6 protein-coding genes are annotated in these 20,298 nt (G+C 63.5%); all 6 read left to right on the forward strand.

The window, feature by feature from the left end; translation table 11 throughout:
* The first annotated feature begins 204 nt into the window (after positions 1-204).
* The 6 genes from AC1DMG_RS03735 to gspF all read left to right on the forward strand — a co-directional run bounded on the left by AC1DMG_RS03735 (position 205) and on the right by gspF (position 20,208).
* Positions 205-13,401 carry a filamentous haemagglutinin family protein gene (locus tag AC1DMG_RS03735; RefSeq protein ID WP_477180184.1) on the forward strand — a complete coding sequence of 4,399 codons (13,197 nt, stop codon included), beginning with the start codon at positions 205-207 and terminating at the stop codon, positions 13,399-13,401.
* A gap of 217 nt (positions 13,402-13,618) precedes the next feature.
* Positions 13,619-14,029 (forward strand): hypothetical protein, encoded by a 411-nt coding sequence (locus AC1DMG_RS03740; protein ID WP_477176479.1) that lies wholly within the window; start codon positions 13,619-13,621, stop codon positions 14,027-14,029.
* A 261-nt stretch (positions 14,030-14,290) separates the two neighbouring features.
* Positions 14,291-15,544: a substrate-binding domain-containing protein gene (locus AC1DMG_RS03745; RefSeq protein WP_477176480.1), complete on the forward strand. Its 1,254-nt coding sequence runs from the start codon at positions 14,291-14,293 to the stop codon at positions 15,542-15,544.
* Between the two features lie 124 nt (positions 15,545-15,668).
* Positions 15,669-16,937: a PstS family phosphate ABC transporter substrate-binding protein gene (locus tag AC1DMG_RS03750; protein ID WP_477180185.1), complete on the forward strand. Its 1,269-nt coding sequence runs from the start codon at positions 15,669-15,671 to the stop codon at positions 16,935-16,937.
* A gap of 115 nt (positions 16,938-17,052) precedes the next feature.
* Positions 17,053-18,780, forward strand: a complete 1,728-nt coding sequence (gene gspE / locus AC1DMG_RS03755) for a type II secretion system ATPase GspE (RefSeq protein ID WP_477180186.1) — start codon at positions 17,053-17,055, stop codon at positions 18,778-18,780.
* Positions 18,781-18,990: 210 nt separating this feature from the next.
* A complete protein-coding gene (gspF, locus tag AC1DMG_RS03760; RefSeq protein ID WP_477177803.1) occupies positions 18,991-20,208 on the forward strand; it encodes a type II secretion system inner membrane protein GspF in 1,218 nt (405 codons plus the stop codon).
* The last annotated feature ends 90 nt before the right edge of the window (positions 20,209-20,298 follow it).

Raw genomic sequence — 20,298 nt, forward strand, 5'->3', positions numbered from 1 at the left:
GATGGGTGTCGATGCGGATGCCCATCACAGGCCACGTGCGCGCTCATGAAGTTTTGGTGACAACGGTTCAGTCCCGCGATATGGGGGACGTCTTTACTTCCGACATGCGGCGTATTTGAGCGAGGCTTCCCAAGAGGGAAGAGGGTCTCGTCGCGTCAGACACGCGAACGCCAGMAGCCATGCATCGACAAGGATAAGGTTCTCGTGAGCAAGCCGGTCAGGTCGCAACAAGTTTCCACCCCATCGTCGCGCGCCGTGCCTGGCCGACGCCCCCTGGCGCAATGGATTGCCGCCGCACTGGCGATGAGCGCCATGCACGCGCATGCCGGCGCACCGCCGCTGAGCCAGGCCTGGCTCGCCGGGCAGCGCAACGCCAATACGACGCCCACGCCCAACGCCGGCGCCGCCAACGGCAACCTGCCGGACACCAGCGGACTTGCCGCGCAGACCTCCGGTCAGCTGCTGCAGCAGCGCGTGGTGCAGCAATCCATCGCCAACCTCAACAACGCCGCCGCCGCCGTCGCCGCGCAGATCAGCGCGCAACAGGCCGCACAGCAGGCCGCGCAGGCACTGACCTCGCCCGTGCCCGACGGCATCACCGCAGGCGGCCTGCAAGTGGCCGCAGGCGTCGCCGGCAATCCGCTGCTCTGGCAGAACGCCAATGCGCCGACGCAAACCGTCGCCGCCGGCAAGACCACCGTCGAGGTGAAGCAGACGGCGCAGAAAGCCATCCTGACCTGGGACAGCTTCAACATCGGCCGCAACACCACGCTGTATTTCAACCAGAGCGGCGGCACGCAGTCGGACAAGAGCAACAACTGGATCGCCCTCAACCGCATCACCGATCCCACCGACAAGCCCAGCCAGATCTTCGGCCAGATCAAGGCCGAGGGCACGGTGTACCTGCTCAACCGCAACGGCATTTTGTTTGGTGCGGGGAGTCAGGTGAATACGGGGTCGCTGCTGGCGTCGTCGCTGAATCTGTTCAGCAGCGATGTGACGGCAAGCAATGCGGCGTTTCTGAGTGGGGGCATCAACAGCCCTTCGACGACCAACGGATTTCTGTTCGACGGCCAGTTCAAGGACGGACGCAACCACGATGTGGTGATCGAGAAGGGCGCCTCGATCAATACCGGCGCCCAGGGCTTCGCCTTGATTGCCGCGCCCAACGTGTCCAATGCGGGATCGATCGTCGCCAACGATGGACAGGCCATACTTGCCGCGGGCACGCAGTTCGCCAATGGCAACGGTGGAAGCCCGGACAGTTCGCTGCGGGTCGTCAACATGGGCGGCGTTGGCTCTGGCGCCAATCACGTGCCGGGAGCGGTGACCAATACCGGACTGATCCAGGCACGACGCGGACAGATCCAGATGCTGGGCTACAACCTCAGCCAGGCCGGCGTAGTAGTGGCTTCCACGGGGCTGAGCTATCCCGGCAGTATTGAACTCAACGCGAACGACCAGGCCGGCAGCACCAGCGGCACCAGCCAGACCTATGCGGGCCACGGTTCGGTCGTGCTCGCGCCGGGATCGGTCACGACGATTCTTCCAGAAAAGGACGGCAGCACGACGTCATCCAGTACCTCGGCGGATGCCGCGTTCAAGCCTGGCAGTGTTTCGCTGTCCGGCGGCACGGTGACGTTGCAGTCGGGTGCCTTGCTGGAGGCACCCAGTGCGTCGCTCAACGTCTCGGCCATCGTGGAAAACAACGATGCCCGGCCGACAGCCGGGCGCATCTACATCGATGATGGCGCGGTGGTCGACGTGTCGGGCCTGGCCAATGTCGGTCTGCCGATGTCCGCGCTATTGGTGACAGTGCCACGCATCGGTCAGAACGAACTGGCTGATTCGCCGCTGCTCAGGAACAGTTTTCTCTACACGCAGAAAGACCTGCTTGTCGACAGCTCGCTCAGTGGAACACGCGCCGACGGACTCGACTGGGTAGGCAGTCCCATCCTCAACGTCGCCGGCTACGTGCAGAACGTGCCGCGCGACATCACGCAGTTGATGACCAAGGGCGGCGACATTTCGCTCAACGGTTCGGAAGTGATTGTGCGCAACGGCGCGCAGATCAATCTGGACGGCGGCTACGTCGCCTACCAGGCGGGCTGGGTCACCACGCCAAACCTGCTCGGCGCCAATGGGCGCATCTACAACATTGGCAGCGCCGATCCCGACATGGACTATGTGGGGTTCGCCGGCAATTTCGGCGTGGACCACGCGCGCTGGGGCATCACCGAGAACTACAACAACCCGCTGCTATCGGGCGTCGGTCGCTGGGATCCGGGCTTCATCGTCGGCAGCGACGCAGGCAGCCTGAACGTGACGGCGGGCAATGCACTGGTGCTGGATGGGCAGATCACGGCCCAGGCGTTCATCGGTCGAGACCAGGCCGTCCAGGGCAAGCAGCCGGAGGGTGGCACATTCAATCTGGACGCGGTGGGCGCGGCGTACTACCAGCGCAGCAATTACGCCAACGGCATTCTGCTGCAGCAGTCCACGTTGTTGCTCGACAAGCAAGTGCAGGACTTCGATGCCGATACATCGTGGGACAGCGTGCTTGCCGCGCAACCTGCGGATACGGGAAGCGACACCGACCTGCGCTATTGGCTGCCCGTGTCAGCCGACATGCTGCACAACGCCGGTTTCGCCAACGTCAGCCTTTCCGCCAGTCATAGCGGGACGTCGGCTTCCAACGGCGAGATCGTGGAGCAGGCCGGTACGCAACTCGCCGTGACGCCCGGCGGAAGTATCTCGCTCAATGGCTCACACATCGACGTCTTCGGCAACCTGATTGCGCCCTCGGGCAATATTGCCATTGCGTCGATCGGCCCCTCGCCGCTGGCGGGCAACATGCCCAGCGGCCTGGTGATTTCCGATGTGCCTGCGGACGGCAATATCACCATCGGCAGCGGTGCCACGCTCAGCACGCGCGGCCTTTGGGTGAACGACGGCGGACGCGGCGCCGATCAACTCATCGGTGATCGTTACGTCAACGGCGGCAGCATATCGATCAGCACGGCGCAGGCGCCCAAGGCATCGGGAAGTGGCGATGCAACGGGCGCCATCATCCTGCAATCGGGCAGTACGCTGGACGTATCCGGTGGTGGTTATGTCACGCCGAGCAATCAGGTCGAGCTTAACCAGGGCGTGCCGGTAGGCCACGGAGGCGATATCTCGCTGACGACGTACGCGGCGACCAACGGCGTGTTCGGTGGCAGCTACGCGGCGCCCTCCGCGCTGGACAGCGGCGCGCTGGTCCTCGATGGAACGCTGCTCGGCGACGGCTTCAGCGGTGGTGGCACGCTGGCGCTGCAGGCGTCGTCCATCACCATCGGCGGCGGTCCGTCGTCGGTCCCGCTCAGCACTGGCCTGTATCTCGATCCGTCGTTCTTCAGCGGAAAGGGTTTTGACAATTACCAGCTCACGGCCATCACCGATGGCACCATCGCACCAGGCACACAGATCCGCGTGAGCCGCGACAACCTGCTGCCCAACTTCCAGGCGCTGTTGACGGCGCCGACGGGCACCGACTTGTACGCCACCGACGCTGCACACCCGGATGGCATCTACGCCAGCGTGGGTGCGCTGGATCCGTATCACCGTTATGTGACGCGCGAGACGTCGCAGGGCGAGGGCCCGGGCTTCTCATTGAGCGCTGGCAGCTATCTTAATTGGTCGCGCGTCATCGGCCATTCCGACCTCGGTGCGCCGGTCTTCGCAGGCGTCAATGGCTCGGTGACGCTGGGGCTGGGTGCCAGCATCAGTACCGATGCCGGTGGCCGTGTCGCGCTGGCCGGCACACAGGCGACCACGGTGCTGGGCGACATCTCTGCGCCAGGCGGAGCCATCAGTCTTTCGACCAACCAGTTCACGCGTGTCTCCGGTTTGCCGGCGGTAGCGCCGGAAGTGTGGCTCGGTGCATCGGCCACGCTGGATACCTCAGGCGTCTCGTTGATCAATCCGTGGGCTGTCGCCGTCGATGCCGTCGATCCCACCACCGGCCTGTTGAGTCAGCGCGTGCCGCGCACGGGCGTTGTGCTCGATGGTGGCGATGTATCGCTGATGGCACGCGGTGGTTACGTGGTTGCGCAGCAAGGCAGCACTGTCGATGTATCCGGCACCGCGGACGCATTCGATCTACCCGTCGAAGGCGGCGGTGTGTTGGGTGCCGCGACGCAGTACAACCGCGCACCGGTGTGGAGCGACGCCGGCAACGTATCGATGGCCGCCGCAGCCGGTCTTTATTTTGACGGTACGTTGAACGCGCAAGGCGGCGCGCCAGGGGCCGAAGGCGGCAGCCTGGAGCTCGTCGGTCTGGGCAAGGCCTCAAGCGGTCAGCAGGCGCCGGTTGCGTCGGCCATCGTGCTGCAGCAATCGGGCATGCTGGTGCCCACCGGGCTTCAGCCCGGTACGGCCGTGGAGAAAGGCTCGCCCTCTGGCGTACTGCATTTCGCGGCAGACCGTCTCGCCGGGTCGGGCATCACCTCACTGACGATCGGACCCGATCCGTCGGTGGCCAGCGATACGAATTTTTCTACCGTGGTGCCGCTCGCCTTCGCGGGCGACGTGCATCTTTCGTTGGCCAAGTCGTTCATCGCCAATATCTCGGCACTGCAAGCCCTGCCTGCGGGAGCGACGGCGGCTGCCGCCGGTACGGGTTACTTCACGGGCGCAGGCCGCGTGCAGATCGATGCGCCGTACGTCAGTCTTGTCGGTGGCACCATCGCGACCGCCGCGCCGGTGGCGCAGGCGGGTGATGGTTCCTTGCAGGTCAATGCGGACTTCATCGATCTCGGTGGCTGGTTGAACCTGCAGCGCTGGAGTAATGCCGCCTTCAGCGCAAGCCAGGACATCCGGTTCGATGCACCGGCTTGGCTCGCGTACGCGAATGCGACCGAGCGCTCCGGGTTGCTGTTCACTACCGGCAACCTGCAATTGCAGGCCGCGCAGATCTATCCGGCCACGGACTACCATTTTGTGATCGACGCCAATGGCTCGGGCATCAAGGATGCGTCCGGCCAGGCATTGTCGACCACCGTGACGATACTTCCCAACGGCAGCAGTACTGCGCCGCTGTCGGCAGGCGGCGCCTTGCTGATCAGCGCGAACGACATCGAGCAGCAGGGCACGTTGCGTGTTCCGTCGGGCACGCTGGTGCTTGGCGTGAGCGATCCCGTGGCACAAGCCAATGCGTTCGGCATCGACCCGACGCTGTTCCCGCTTGCGACCACGCAAACGGTGCATCTGGCACCGGGCAGCCTTACGTCGGTGTCGCTTGACGGCCAGACGGTTCCCTACGGCACGACCGTGGATGGCGTGGAATGGCGCTACAACGGCGCGTTGGACAGCACGCCGGATCTCACCTCGGCACCGCCGAAGCAGATCGAACTCTATGGCAACACGCTCTCGCTGGATGCCGGCGCGGGCATCGACGTGTCCGGTGGCGGTCATCTGCAGGCGGCCGAATGGGTATCGGGCACGGGTGGCTCGCGTGACGTGCTTTCCCAGTACGGCACCAGCTACGCCAGCAGCGCCACTGGCGTGCAGGTTCCGCAATACGCGGATGGCCGGGCCATCTACGCCATCCTTCCCGGTTACTCCTCGCCAGTGGCGGCGCAGGACGCGTCGTTCCAAAACGGCGCGGGTGCGGGGCCGGCGGTCGGCCAGCAGATCTACCTGTCCGGCGCACCGGGGTTGCCGGCGGGCTATTACACCTTGTTGCCGGCGAAGTACGCGACGCTGCCAGGCGCCTATCGCGTCGTGCAGGACACCAGCGCGGTAGACACGGTGCTTGGCCAGAACGGCATGCAGCCGGATGGCACGCTCAGCGTCAACGGCTACTTCGCCAATGCACTCAGCGGCGCTCATGAGGCGCGCAATACGACATTCCTCGTGCAGTCGTCGTCGGTGTGGCAGCAGTATTCGCAATACACGCTGACCGATGCAGACACGTTCTTCGCCAACCTTGCCGCGAAGAACGAACAGATCGCGCCCGCCGCCGTGGCCGATGCGGGACGCCTTGCGCTGGCGGCGGGGCAGACGCTCAACCTGGGCGCCGCCCTGACGGCGTCGCCGGCCAGCGGCGGACGCAGTTCGCTGGTGGATATCGCCGCGCAGGCCATTGATGTGGTCGGCGCAGGCCAATCCGGTATGGACGGCTATCTCAATGTGTCGGCGGACGGGCTCAACGCGCTTGGCGCGGGCAGCCTGCTGCTGGGCGGCACGCGGCAGCTGGATGCCGATGGTTATCAGGTGACCGTTTCGGCGGACAGCGTGGTGTTGTCCAACGATGCAGCACATCCGCTGCAGGGTTCGGAGATCCTGCTCGCCGCAAATGGGCTGGGGCATGCCGGCGCAAAGGGCGTCGTGCTGAACGACGGCAGCGCACTGGTCGCGACTGGCGCGGCATCGGATGCCGCCAGCGTGCCGTTGATTTTCGGCGTCGACGCCGGCACGGCCGCGAACGGTAGCGCGATTGCCGCGGTAAATGGCGATGGCGCGCTGCTGCGTGTATCGCAGAACGGCGTGGCAAGTGTTGTACGTCGTGGCACCTCCACCACGGGCGTGGGCCAGCTCTCCATCGGGGCGGGCGCGCACGTGGACGGGGGCAACGCGTTGACGCTGGATGCAACAGGCGCCACCAGCGTGGATGCGACCGCGGCGCTGTCGGCCAAGGCGATCGACAGCTACAGCAACCAGATTTCCTTCGTGGGTAGCGATGCCTCGCTGTCGCCGGGAACCGGCGGCTTCGTGATCGGCCCGGCGACGCTGAATCTGCTGCGCGGCGCGCAAAGCGTGACGCTGCGCAGTCGTGGCAACATCGGTTTCTACGGCGACGTCGACATCGATCTGGCGCACGACCTGGGACTCAGTGCCGGCACGTTCACCAGCGATGGCGGCACGGTGGATATCCAGGCCGATCACTTCAGTCTGTCGAACGATCTGGGTGCGGCCAATGCTGCCTTCACAGCAGGCAGCGGCACGCTCACGGTGCATGCAAATGAAGTGGACTTCGGCGCGGGCAGCACGGGGCTGAGCGGCTTCGGCGGTTTCTCCGCAACGGCTGTTCAGGGCATGAAGGGACAGGGCACCGGTTCGTTCAATGCCGGCTCCATCGATGTCAATCTGACTACGCCGTGGCTGTTGGCCGACAACGCCGCGGATACCCAGTTGACCACCACGGGCGCGCTTAATCTCGCCGGTTCCTCGGGCACGCTGCCGACCGATGTGATGGGTGGCGCGCTGCAGCTCACGGGCGGCTCGGTGTCCATCGGCACGACGGTGGCTGCACCGGCGGGCAACCTTACCCTTGAGGCTACGCAAGGTGATGTCACGCTGGGCAACGGTGGCAAGCTGACCGTAGCCGGAATCAACAAGACCTTCTTCGACACCACGACGTACGCGCCGGGCGGTGCGTTGAGCATCACGTCCGATCATGGCGCAGTGAACCTCGCAAGTGGTTCGATGCTGGACTTCTCGGGGGCGGGCGCAGGCGGTGACGCGGGTAGCTTGACCATCCAGGCGGCGACTCAGGCGACGTTCGGCGGGACGCTCGCCGGTGGCGCAGGCGAAGGCTATCGGGGCGGTTACTTTACGCTCGGAAGCGGCGGTGCGGTCGACCTCGACGCGCTGGTGGATCTCGCTGGCGCCGCCGGCGCCACAGGTCTGTTCCAGGTGGTCAGTGGCGCGGGCGACCTGAGTCTCGCGGCGGGGCATACGCTGGCTGCACAGCAGGTGTATCTGAGCGCCAACGGCAACGATGCCGGCGGCGGGCAGGTGTTGATCGACGGCAGCATCAATGCGGCGGGTCATTACGGCAGCACCATTTCGCTCTACGGCAACAAGGGCGTGGACATCGAAGGTGCGCTGATCGCGACCAGCGATATCCCCGCTCAGCGCGGCGGCAGCGTCACCATCGCCACCGGCGGTACGCCGGACGGCTCGCTCAATCCAACCTACGGTTACGAGAACGTGCAGGCCGCCAATGCAGGCCGCATCGAGATCGGCGCCAACGCGCGCATTGATGTGTCAGGCGGTTCGTCGGACGCGTCCTCAGGTGGCTCGGTGAGCCTGCGTGCTCCGCTGCTCGCCAATGGCGATGTACCGATCGGCGTGGATGGCAAGATTGTCGGCGCACGCGTGGTCACGATCGAACCCTATGCGGTGTGGAGCACTAAGGACACATCCAACCCGCCAGGCAAGTACTTCGACGGCGTGATCGATCCAGCGGGCTGGTACAAGGCCGACGGCAGCATGGTAGCGGGCACCTGGACCGATGCGTCGGGCAAGATCCTCGCCGCGCCGGCCGATGCGGCCACGCTGGCGACGTACCTGCAGAACGATTACTTCATTCCCGATAGTGTCAACGCGGCGCACGCCAGCTTCTACGGTTACATGGACGGTGATGCCAGCAAGGGGCCCGGCACACTGATGTCTTACGTGCAGCAGCCGGGCTACAGCTTCGGCAGCCGCTATGCGGGCATCGCGAATGTGCAGCTGCGACCGGGCATCGAGCTGGACAATCCCGCCGATGGCACGCAGCAGGGCAAGATTTCTGTCCTCACCAACTGGAACCTCGGTGCGAGCACCACGCAGTCCGATGGCAGCATCGTGCTCGCGTACCGCTACCAGGGCATGGCGCCGATCCTCACCGTGCGTGCGGCCGGCGACCTGGACGTCGAGGCCAGCATCACCGATGGCTTCTACCAGCAGAACAATGGCGCCACGCTGGCCAACGCACCTGCGCCCCCGACGCCCCCGCCGCCGGTCTCCGACAACGGCTATGGTGACGCGCTTTCGGCGTACCAGACGATCCAGCAGTATTTCGATGCCAACGGCATCTGGAACGGCACCATCAATCTCAAGCCGGGTTCGGTGGCGCAGGGCTTCACGCCGGGCGGTGGCACGGTGAGCCTTGCCGCTGATCCGAACTATCAGCCGCTGCAGGCGCCTTTGACCGGGCAGTCCACCAACTACTACACGAATTACGAGTCGTATATTGGCGAGATGGGCAGCCCATCGGGCACTTCCAGCACCAGCTGGGTGCTGGCGTACAAGAACATCAACGGCGTTGCCAGTCATTACTTCCTGCCATACAGCCCCACCACGCTGGTGGCGCCGCAGCCGTCGGCCTACACCACCTACGCGGATTACGTGACGGCGTACCAGAGCTGGCTGCAAGGCAACTTCGCCTTGAATCCGGTATCCAAGCGCACCACGACGCCGACGCCGCTGCTTCTGCCCATCGACGCCGATTACTCCGATTACACCAGCGACTATGCGGTCTACATCACTGGTCACAAGAACTACTGGACCTACGTGTATACGAAGGTCGGCTCCACGGCACTGGGAAGCCAGCTGTTCTATGCGCCGTTCGCGCCCGCTTCCGACCCGACTGATCCGGCCTACGCCAAGGCGTTGTCGAACTACCAGACGACACAGCAGTACTTCGATGCCAATGGCATCTGGAACGGCACCATCAATCTCAAGCCGGGTTCGGTAGCGCAGGGCTTCACGCCGGGCGGCGGCACGGTGAGCCTTGCCGCCGATCCCAACTACCAGCCGTTGCAGGCGCCGCTGCCGGGTCAGTCGGCGGACTACTACACGAACTACGAGTCATACATCGGCGAGATGGGCAGCCCGTCGGGCACGTCCAGCACCAGCTGGGTGCTGGCGTACAAGAACATCAACGGCGTTTCCAGCCATTATTTCCTGCCGTACAACCCCACGACACTGGTGGCGCCCAAGCCGGCGGCCTATACCAACTACGCGGATTACGTGACGGCGTACCAGAGCTGGCTGCAAGGCAATTTCGCCTTGAATCCGGTATCCAAACGCACCACGACGCCGACGCCCCTGCTTTTGCCCATCGACGCCGATTACAGCGATTACACCAGCGACTACGCGACCTACATTACCGGTCACAAGAATTACTGGACCTACGTGTATACGAAGGTCGGTTCCACCGCGCTGGGCAGTCAGCTGTTCTATGCGCCGTTTGCGCCGGCTTCCGATCCATTTACCTCGGGCGGCGGTGCGCCGCCGACCAAGGTGGACGTACCGGCCAGCGCCGCCAACAACAGTCCGTCCAACATGCCCTCGCTCGGCAGTCCTGCATCGCTTGCGTCGGCGACGCTCATGGGCGGATCGAGCTCGTCGTACCGCCTGGTGGCTGGCGCGCAGATGGATGCCGTCGATCCGCTGGCGACGGTGGCCGACGCCGGCAATGTACAGTTCGACGGGCACTTTGCCGTGGTCGACACGTTGACCGCGCCCACCAGCAACAACTTCAACAACAAGACCTTGTTGTTCCCGACGACGGTGCGCACCGGCAGCGGTTCCATCGATGTCGCTTCCGGCGGCGACATTGACTGGCTGGACGCCAGTTCGCCCGCGGCCATCTATACGGCCGGCGTGCCAGTATCAGGCACCACGGCAAATACCAGCGTTTCGGTGCTTCGCTCCAACTGGATTGTCGGCGGCGACCTTACCTTGCCCTACATGTTGAGCACGGGTCAGGTGAATCCGGATCAGGGTGGCGATGTGAGCCTGGCGGCCCAAGGCGACGTCAACGCCATCCAACAGGTGGTGGATGCGACGGGCAACATCACCAAGGGCAAGGCCGGCACGGACATCTCGCAGTATTGGTGGCCGTGGATGCAGACCGCCAACGCAGCCAACGGCAGTGCCTCCTCGATCAACTTCGCGAATTTCGATCAGGGTGTGATGAGTGTCGGCGGCAACGTGACCGTCGATGCGGGCGGCGACATCCGCCAGCTATCAGTCTCCTTGCCGACCACCTGGTACGCCAACGCCGACGGCACCAGCGTGACCACGGTGGGGGGAGGCAATCTGCAGGTGCGTGCGGGTGGCGACATCCTGAGCGGCACCTACTTCGTCGCCAAGGGTGCGGGCAGCCTGCAGGCTGGTGGCCTGGTGGGTAGTGACCTGAATTTCACGGCGCCCGCGGGCGGCACTTCGGGCTACGGCGGCACCACGACCGCCGTGGCAACGCTGCTGGCACTGCAGGATGCGCAACTGGACGTACAGGCCCGCCTGGGCGCGGACATCGGCGCTATCTATGACCCGTCCTATCTGTTTGGCACCAAGGCTGTCAACGCCAATTCGCTCGGTCTGATTCTGCCTGCCCAGCGTTTTGACAGTCAGAGTTACAGCGCCGATTCCGCCGTGAAAGTGAGCGCCACGCAGGGAGACGTGACGCTGGATTCGCTGAAGGTACCGGGACTGATGTTTGGTTACGGCAGCTCGCAGACCCTCGATCCGGGATCGATCCTTCCGGCTACAGTCGACCTGCAGGCACTGGACGGCAGCCTCAATATCCTCGGCGCCGGCGCGCTTTATCCGTCCGCCACGGGCAACCTCAACCTCCTCGCGAACGACAACGTCAATTTCAGCCAGCAGGTCTATACGCTCGGAGTGGGCATCCAGGGTGGCGGCACCAATTTCGGCCTCATCGATGCGTCGGCGGATGTGTTGCCTTCGCCGCTGCAGCCTGCCGGCAATACACAGGCGGCCAAGTCGTTCCAACAGTTGTGGGCCTACGGCTATATCGATGCGGATGCTTTGGCGGCGGGCTTTGGCAGTCTGCTGCATACCGCGACGCCGCTGCACGCAGACGATACGCAGCCCGCGAAAATCTATGCGCTCAATGGCGACATCAATGACGGCATCGATTCGCCTAGCGGTTTCAACGTGCGCTCCCTTAAGATCTCACCCGCCAAACAGGCGCTGGTCTATGCGGGCCACAACATCGTGGATCTCTACTTTGCTGGCCAGCACGTTCGCGACGCGGACGTTACGCGCATTGCCGCAGGCAACGATATCCTCGATACGCCGCTCAGCCAGACCAATCTCCAGACCGCCAAGGATCCGCAGGCCTATCAGCTCGCCCCCATTCTGATGCTCGGCGGTCCGGGCAGTTTCCTGGTTGAGGCGGGACGCAACATCGGCCCGCTTGCGAACCAGACTGAATTGGCCGGCAACTTTGCCGTGCAGTCCGGTGCCACCGGCACGGGCATCGACAGCGTGGGCAACCTGCTCAACCCCTATCTGCCGCATGCAGGCTCCGACATCAATGTGCTGTTCGGCGTCGGGCCCGGGATGGACACTCAGGCGTTCCTGGCGGCGTATGTGGACGGCGCGGGCGCCGACACCGGCGTCGACAGCCTGATGCCGGACCTGGTTGCCTTCATGGAGCGACGCGTGGCCGGTCAGGCGGTGGATACGGGCTACGCGCAGGACAACGTCAGTGTGACGCTCGCGCCGGAACAGGCCCGCCAACTGTTCGCGCAGCAGCCCGACTATGTGCAGCGCCAGTTCGTCGAGCAGGCGCTGTTCAAGATCCTCGCGGCGGTGGGCAGCGACTACAACAATTCCAGCAGTGCGTACTACGGCAAATATGCGCGTGGCTACGCCGCCATCGGCACGCTGTTCCCCTCGTCGCTGGGCTACACCTCCAATGGCAGCGGACAAGGCGGCCTCAATGGCGCCGCGAAGACCGTGGATACCGGCGACCTGGATATCCGTAGCTCCACCATCCAGACGCAGCAGGGCGGCAACATCACCATCGTCGGTCCGGGCGGACAGGCCTTGATCGGCAGCGCCTCGGCGCCGCCGGTCATTACCGACGCGAACGGCAATGTCATCGCTGGCCCCAACAGCATGGGCGTGCTGTCGATGGAAAAGGGCGACATCAACATCTTCACCGACCGCAGCGTATTGCTCGCGCAGAGCCGCATCTTCACAGAGCAGGGCGGCAACCTGGTGATGTGGAGCTCCAACGGCGACATCAATGCGGGACAAGGCGCCAAGACCACGGCGGAAATTCCGCCGCCGTCCTATCTGTGCAGCATCGACGACTGGTGCCGCATCGATGCGCGCGGCCAGGTGAGCGGGGCCGGTATCGCTACCCTGCAGACCATTCCTGGCGCAGCGGCAGGCAATGTGTACCTGATCGCGCCGCGCGGCACGGTGGACGCAGGCGACGCGGGTATCCGCGTCTCCGGCAACCTCATCGTTGCCGCCGCGCAGGTGGCCAACGCCGACAATATCCAGGTGCAAGGCGAGAAGATCGGCGTGCCCGTGGCAGCATCCGTCAACATCGGTGCGCTCAACGCAGCGAGCGCCGCTGCCAATGCGGTCACCAAGGCGGTGGATGATGTGAGCCGGCAGCAGCAGGACGATGCACGCAACAAGATGCCTTCAGTGATCTCGGTGCAAGTGCTTGGTTTCGGCGACGGCACGGGTGCGATCGACGACAAGGAGCGCCGTCGTCGCTACGACCCCAACAGTCCGGTGCAAGTGCTCGGCGCAGGACAATTGAGCATGCGCGCAAAGGATCAACTGACGCCGGAAGAGCGTGCACGACTGACGGAGTAAGCGACGTTTTTACCGAATATCCCATGGTGGCCGATCGGCTTTCTTCATCAACCACCATGGGAGTATCACCGAATGGACACCGGTTGATTATCCGTTCGCAATGAAAACCAGGGAGTCAACGATCCCGGCCAGTCTGTACCGGCCGGACAGGGTTCTTTGTCTTTAATTTCCGATAATGAACTCGAATATCGTCTAGGTATCATTAATTCCGATGACCATGGATATACCCGGTCATGCCCGGGACGCAGGTCGGCTGGCTGCATTTTCGCAGGCGTTGAGGCAGCTCATCGAGGCGCACCAGGATAAAGCTGCCGAGCGAATGATCGGCCAGTGCAGCAGGGCGTTTTCGGGTCGGCTGCTCGACTATCCCGTCGTGGCCTGGCACGCGCGCTCCAGTTACGTGGTGCGAAACCGCCTGCGCCGGAAAATCGACGTTTTACCCGAGGAATTGGCCTCGGACACATTGATGCCGCTTGTCTCCGTGTTGAACAACTGGTGCCAGGAAGGGCGGCGTGCGTCCGTTCGAACCGTCGTGCGCGAGATGGACAGCACCGACCTGAGCGAACTTTCCGCAAAGCCCGGACTCGATACCGAGGTCGCGACGATCATTCGCGAATTCATCGATTAGAAAATCAAAAGTGTGATTTGCGTCGTGATTTTATGGTGTATGGAATATTCATTCTTTCATCACCTGCGTGACATCGTTTATGTCGATGCAAAATCGTCTAATGGATTTAGCTATTAAGGGTAATCGTCGCGTCATGTTCTTCTACTTATATTCTTAATAGCAGTGTCACTGCTGCCGCGTAAAACATATTAGGCCTCCATTCCGGAGGTATTTATGCCAAGGGGTAATGTCATGATTTTCGGGTTCAATGGAAATGCCCGCATGAAGACGCTCGCGGGTGCTCTCGTTCTCGGTATGGCTACCATCGCTTCGGCCGCTCAGGCCGGTACGCTGGTGGGTGGTGGCGCGACGCTGCCGGCCATCGGTTACGGCGGCGATGCCACGCACCGTCAGATCACCCCGATCGACGGCTCGCTCCTGTTCCAGTACACCGCTGCGACGGGCAATGCCACCTCCTACTGCCAGACCGGCAGTGGTGCTGGCAAGAACATCCTCGCTGGCGTGAGCGGCACCAACGTGCAGAACACCTGCCCGGATGGCGCTGCCACCCCGACGGGTTTCGGTGCCGGCGCCGCTGGCCGCAGCGACCTGAACAAGCCGAACTTCGCCGGCGCTGATTCGCCGATGAGCTCGACCGACTACAGCAACTATGTCGCCAACCGCTCGGGCAGCTTCCCGGTGGAATTCCCGGCTGTCGCCGGCGCCATCGCCATTGCCTACAACAAGACCGGTCTGGATACGCTCAATCTGAGCACCGCCCAGGTCTGCCAGATCTTCTCCGGCCAGATCACCAGCTGGCACGACATCGACTCCACCCTGTCGGGTGATATCCATGTCGTCTATCGTTCGGACGGCAGCGGCACGACGTTCGGCTTCAGTAACCATCTGTCAGCCGTTTGCGGTGGCACGTCCTCGGCCCATTTCGTGACCGACCAGACGTTCTCCACGGGCGTGATGTCGAAGTTCTTCCCGTCCGGCGTGCTGCCGTCGGCGTGGGTTGGCCAGAGCGGCAACCAGAACGTCGCCGACTACGTGGCCGGCAACCTCAACAACGATCCCGAAGGCACCATCGCCTACGTCGAAGCCGCCAACGCTCTCGCGCTGCCGCACGCGACGGTCGACAATGCCGATCCGTTCAACGACTTCGGCAATGCCGCCCTCCCGATCAGCAGCGGCAGCATCATTTCCAATGGTGTGATCACGGGTGCCGACCTGGTTACCGGTCGTCCGACCACCGCTGTCCTCGCCAGCGCCCCGGCCAACCAGTGCATCAACTTGGTTGATCCGACGGCTTATGCGACGCCGTCCAGTGGTTACTCGATCGTTGCCGTGTCCTACCTGCTGGCCAATAGCGCCACCAATGGCGCCGACCAGACGGCGGTGCAGGGCCTGATGTGGGCTCCGTACAACTCGTCGATCACCGATCAGGTGAGCTCCATCGGCGTGGGTACCGGCCTGTCGTTCCTGAGCACCGGCTTCACCGAAGCTGGCGTGAAGGGCTGCGTCGGTCAGTAATCGATCTCTGCTGCCGTGGAACGTGGGGGAGGACTTGTGCCTCCCTCACGTTTTTCCTTGAACGGACCTTGGTTTTGAATCCGGATATCTGATTGTCTCCATCGCTATATTCAAGGAGTCGGACATGCTTATCCCATTCAATCAACACGTCTGTACAAAAGCGCTTTTTGGCGGACTGGCTTTGGTCGCCGCGTTGGTTACCGCAACGGCACACGCAGGATCGACGCTGGTCGGCGGAGGTGCCGGGTTGCCGGTCATCGGCTATACCGGCCAGGAGTGGCCGCGAGAAGTCATGCCGGTGGCGGGCTCGCTGATGGGCGAGTACTCCGCGGAGCCCGGCAATCCCGTGATTGCTTACTGCCAGGCGGGCAGCGGTGCCGGCAAGAATGTCTTCGTCAGTGCAAGCGGCACCGGCGTGCAGAATGTTTGCGCCAACGTACCCGCGCCGCCGACAGGCTTCAGTGCCGCCGCGGTCGGCCGGAGTGACCTGACCAGGCCGAACTTCGCCACCACGGAATCGCCGCTGACGCCGACGGACTATGCCAATTACCTCGCCACGCGTTCGCCAGGCTTTCCGGTAGAGATCCCCGTATTAGCGGGTTCGATAGCTATCGTTTTCAACAAGGCCGGCGTCGATTTTCTGGATCTGAGCACGCAGCAAGTGTGCGGAATATTCAGCGGACAGATCTTCGACTGGAGCCAGCTCACCCCATCGGTCTCGGGCCCTATTCGCGTCGCCTATCGTTCGGATGCCAGCGGGACGAATTTCGCCTTGAGCAATTTTCTCTCGGCAGCGTGCAGCGGTACGCTGAGCAAACACTTTGTAACCAGTCCCAATGTCAGCACGGTGGTGAATGCGTACTTCTCCAGCATCCCATCGAACTGGACCGGCCTGACGCTCGATCATTACATCGACGATTTCGTGGCGAGCAACGACGGCACCATCGGCTACATGGGTGCCGCCAATTTCGCTGGAGCCTTCGTCAATATCGCCACAGTGAACGGATTGGATCCCATATTCGATTTCGGCAATGCGCCCTGGACGATCGGCAGCAGCGACATCAAATACAACTATCTGGTCAGTGGCGTGGACGCCACAACAGGTCGCCCTTTGATCTCGCTCGCATCGGGTGCGCCTGCCACGCAATGCATCGCACTGGTGAGTCCCGACGCCTATGCCAATCCGCCCAGCGGTTATCCCATCGTTGCCATTTCGTATCTGCTGGCCAATAGCGCCAACAACGGTACGGATCTGAACGCGATGAGAAATCTGATGTGGGCGCCGTTCAACACCACCATCATTTCAAGAGTCGGCTCGATCGGTCCCGGCACGGGTGCATCGTTCGTCGATGCAGGCTTCACCCAGAGTCAGCTCAGCGGGTGCATCAACTGAGTGCTTTCATGCATCAAAACATGCGGGGGAGGGCAGCTCCTCCGCATGATCTGGTGAGGCAATCTGTCATCGTCATGTGGCAGCCTGCGATCGTTCACTGCGTAATGGATGGATCATGTCTTCGCAGGCCGCTACCCGTACTCAACACGATGTTTTACCGGCGGACGAGACATTGCTCTTCCGCGAACTGCTTTCGCGGGGCCGGTTGAAGGAAACGGATCTTTTGCGCGCCCGTCGCCTGCACGAGGAGTCTCCCGACGGCACGCTTACTGCGCTGATGGCCCGTCTGGGTTTGGTGTCCGAGCGTGACCTCGCCGAAGCGTGGTCGGATCTCTTGCGCACGCCGCTGCTTTCGGTGCGCGATGCGCCAGACATGCCGCCGGCCGAGCTCGACGTGTCCGCGCGTTTCCTCAAACAACAGCATGTGGTGCCTGTGCGTGTGGGCGAGGACGGGCTGGGCCTGGTCGTCTCCGACCCCGCTGATCCGTATCCGCTGCAGGCCATCCAACTGGCCGCCGGCCGGCCGGTGGCGATGCGCATCGGTCTGCGCTCGGAAATTGACGACCTGATCGAGCGCTACTACGGCACCGGCCGCTCGGCGATGGGCACCATCGTGGAAAACCTGGACGGCAGCGCCGCCGTGGAAGACGACGTGGAGCACCTACGCGACCTCGCCTCCGAGGCGCCGGTGATTCGCCTGGTCAATCTCATTCTTCAGCGCGCGGTCGAACAGCGCGCCTCGGACGTGCATATCGAGCCGTTCGAAAATCGCCTGAAAGTGCGCTACCGCATCGACGGTGTGCTGCATGAAGTGGAAGCGCCGCCCTCGAGCTCCACCGCCGTAGTGATCTCGCGCGTCAAGATCATGGCCAAGCTCAATATCGCCGAGCGCCGCCTGCCGCAGGATGGCCGCATCCAGCTGCGCGTGCAGGGCAAGGAGCTGGATCTGCGCGTGTCGACCGTGCCGACCAGTTTTGGCGAATCGGTGGTGATGCGCATCCTCGATCGCGAATCGGTGGTGTTCGATTTCGCCTCGCTGGGTTTTACCGACAACTTCCAGCAGCGCTTCGTCGATGTGCTGGAGCGGCCGCACGGCATCCTGCTGGTCACTGGTCCCACCGGTTCGGGCAAGACCACCACGCTGTACACGGCGCTGTCGCAGATCAACATGCCCGACGTGAAGATCATCACCGTCGAAGATCCGGTGGAATACCAGATCGAAGGGATCAACCAGATCCAGGTGAAGCCGCAGATCGGGCTGGATTTCGCCGGCGCGCTGCGCTCGATCGTGCGCCAGGATCCGGACGTGATCATGATCGGCGAAATGCGCGATCTGGAGACGTGTCGCATCGCGATCCAGTCGGCGCTCACCGGCCATTTGGTGCTGTCGACGCTGCACACCAACAGCGCCGCTGGCGGCATCACACGTCTGCTCGACATGGGCGTGGAGGATTACCTGCTCGGATCGACCGTCAACGGCATCCTCGCGCAGCGCCTGGTGCGCCGTCTGGATCCGGAAACGGCGATTCCGTATGACGCACTGCCCGAAGTGATCGAGCAGTTCGAGCTGCACAAGTACACGAATGAACGGCCGATCCGGCTGTGGAAGCCCGGCACCAGCACGGCCAATCCCACGGGGTATCGCGGCCGTCGCGCCATCATGGAATTCCTGGTGATGACCGATCCGCTGCGTCGCATGGTGATGCAGCGTGCCGATGCGGGCGAGATCGAGAAACTCGCGCGCAGTGAGGGCATGCGCACCATGTATGAGGATGGGATCGCCAAGGCGGTGGCGGGCGTCACCACCCTTGAGGAGGTGTTGCGTGTTACGCAGGAGGGCTGAGGCGTCTAGGCAAGAGCGTGGGGAGACCTGTGCTGCGTTCACTACCCCTCACCGTCATTCCGGCGTAGGCCGGAATCCAGTGACTGTGCGTTCGGATACTGCGGGGAGGTGGTCGCTCCTGGATCCCGGCCTGCGCCGGGATGACGAGCTTGTGGTGTTGTCGCGCATAGGCATGCATCGTCTTTATCATAGCGCTCATCAGGTGACGCCATGACCCAATTCCGCTACCGCGCCGTCAGCGCCGCCGGCGAAATGCTGCAAGGCCAGATGGAGGCCGCGAGCCTCGATGAGGTGGTCAGCCGCCTGCAGGACCAGGGCCACACACCGCTCGATGCGCGCGCCGCCGACAGTGGCGCCGCCAGCGGTGGCATGGCCGCCTGGTTCAAGCGTGGCGCCTTCACCGGCGATCAGCTGGCGCAGTTCACGCATCAATTGGCGACCTTGCTCGGCGCCGGCCAACCGCTGGATCGCGCGCTCGGCATCCTGATGGATCTGCCCGAAGGCGCCAGCGCCAAGCAACTGATCGAGCGCGTGCGCGATCGCGTGCGTGGCGGCACGCCGTTGTCGCAGGCACTGGACGACGAGCACAGCGTGTTCCCCAAGCTCTACATCAGCCTGGTGCGCGCCGGTGAGGCGGGCGGCTCGCTGGAAGACACGCTGCGCCGCCTGGCCGATTACCTGGAACGCTCGCAGCAACTGCGCGGCAGCATCATCAATGCGCTGATCTATCCGGCCTTCCTGATGGTCGGTGTGCTCGGCTCGCTGCTGTTGCTGCTCGCCTATGTGGTGCCGCAGTTCGTACCCATCTTCGACGACATGCAGGTGCCGATTCCGCTGATCACGCAGGTCGTGCTCGCGATCGGCAATACCTTGCAGAGCTGGTGGTGGGCGCTGCTGATCCTGCTCATCCTCGGCGTGCTGATCGCACGCTCGCGCTTGCGCGATCCGGCCGCAAAGCTGGCTTGGCATACCCGTCTGCTCACCATGAGACTCATCGGCCCGCTGCTGCTCAAAGTGGAGACGGCACGCATCGCCCGCACCCTCGGCACCTTGCTCAAGAACGGCGTGCCCCTGCTGACCTCGCTCGGCATCGCCCGCCAGGTCACCGGCAACAAGGCGTTGGATCTGGCGCTGGCGCAGGCCTCCGAGCAGGTGAAGGAGGGCGCGGGTCTCTCGTTTGCACTCGCCCAGGCGCAGCGCTTCCCGCGCCTTGCTTTGCAGATGGTGCAGGTGGGTGAAGAAGCCGGCCAGCTCGACACCATGCTGCTCAAGGTGGCCGACACCTTCGAGCTGGAAAGCCGCCGCGCCATCGACCGCCTGCTGGCAGCGCTGGTGCCTGCGCTCACCATCGTGATGACGGTGATGGTGGCTTTCATCATGGCGGCCATCTTGCTGCCCATGCTCGATCTGACCAGCCATATCCAGTAATCCCTTTCTAGAGCTGCTTTCGAACCACGATGAGGTACCCCATGCGACAAAGGACTTTCGGCCGTCATACGGCGGCGCGCGGTTTCACCC

The sequence above is a fragment of the Dyella sp. 01N36 genome, assembly GCF_056399745.1.

Excerpts from the sequence above, each read along its gene's own strand:
- gspF (WP_477177803.1), top strand. The coding sequence starts at position 18,991 with ATGACCCAATTCCGCTACCGCGCCGTCAGCGCCGCCGGCGAAATGCTG.
- AC1DMG_RS03740 (WP_477176479.1), top strand. The coding sequence starts at position 13,619 with ATGGATATACCCGGTCATGCCCGGGACGCAGGTCGGCTGGCTGCATTT.
- AC1DMG_RS03750 (WP_477180185.1), top strand. The coding sequence starts at position 15,669 with ATGCTTATCCCATTCAATCAACACGTCTGTACAAAAGCGCTTTTTGGC.
- AC1DMG_RS03745 (WP_477176480.1), top strand. The coding sequence starts at position 14,291 with ATGAAGACGCTCGCGGGTGCTCTCGTTCTCGGTATGGCTACCATCGCT.
- gspE (WP_477180186.1), top strand. The coding sequence starts at position 17,053 with ATGTCTTCGCAGGCCGCTACCCGTACTCAACACGATGTTTTACCGGCG.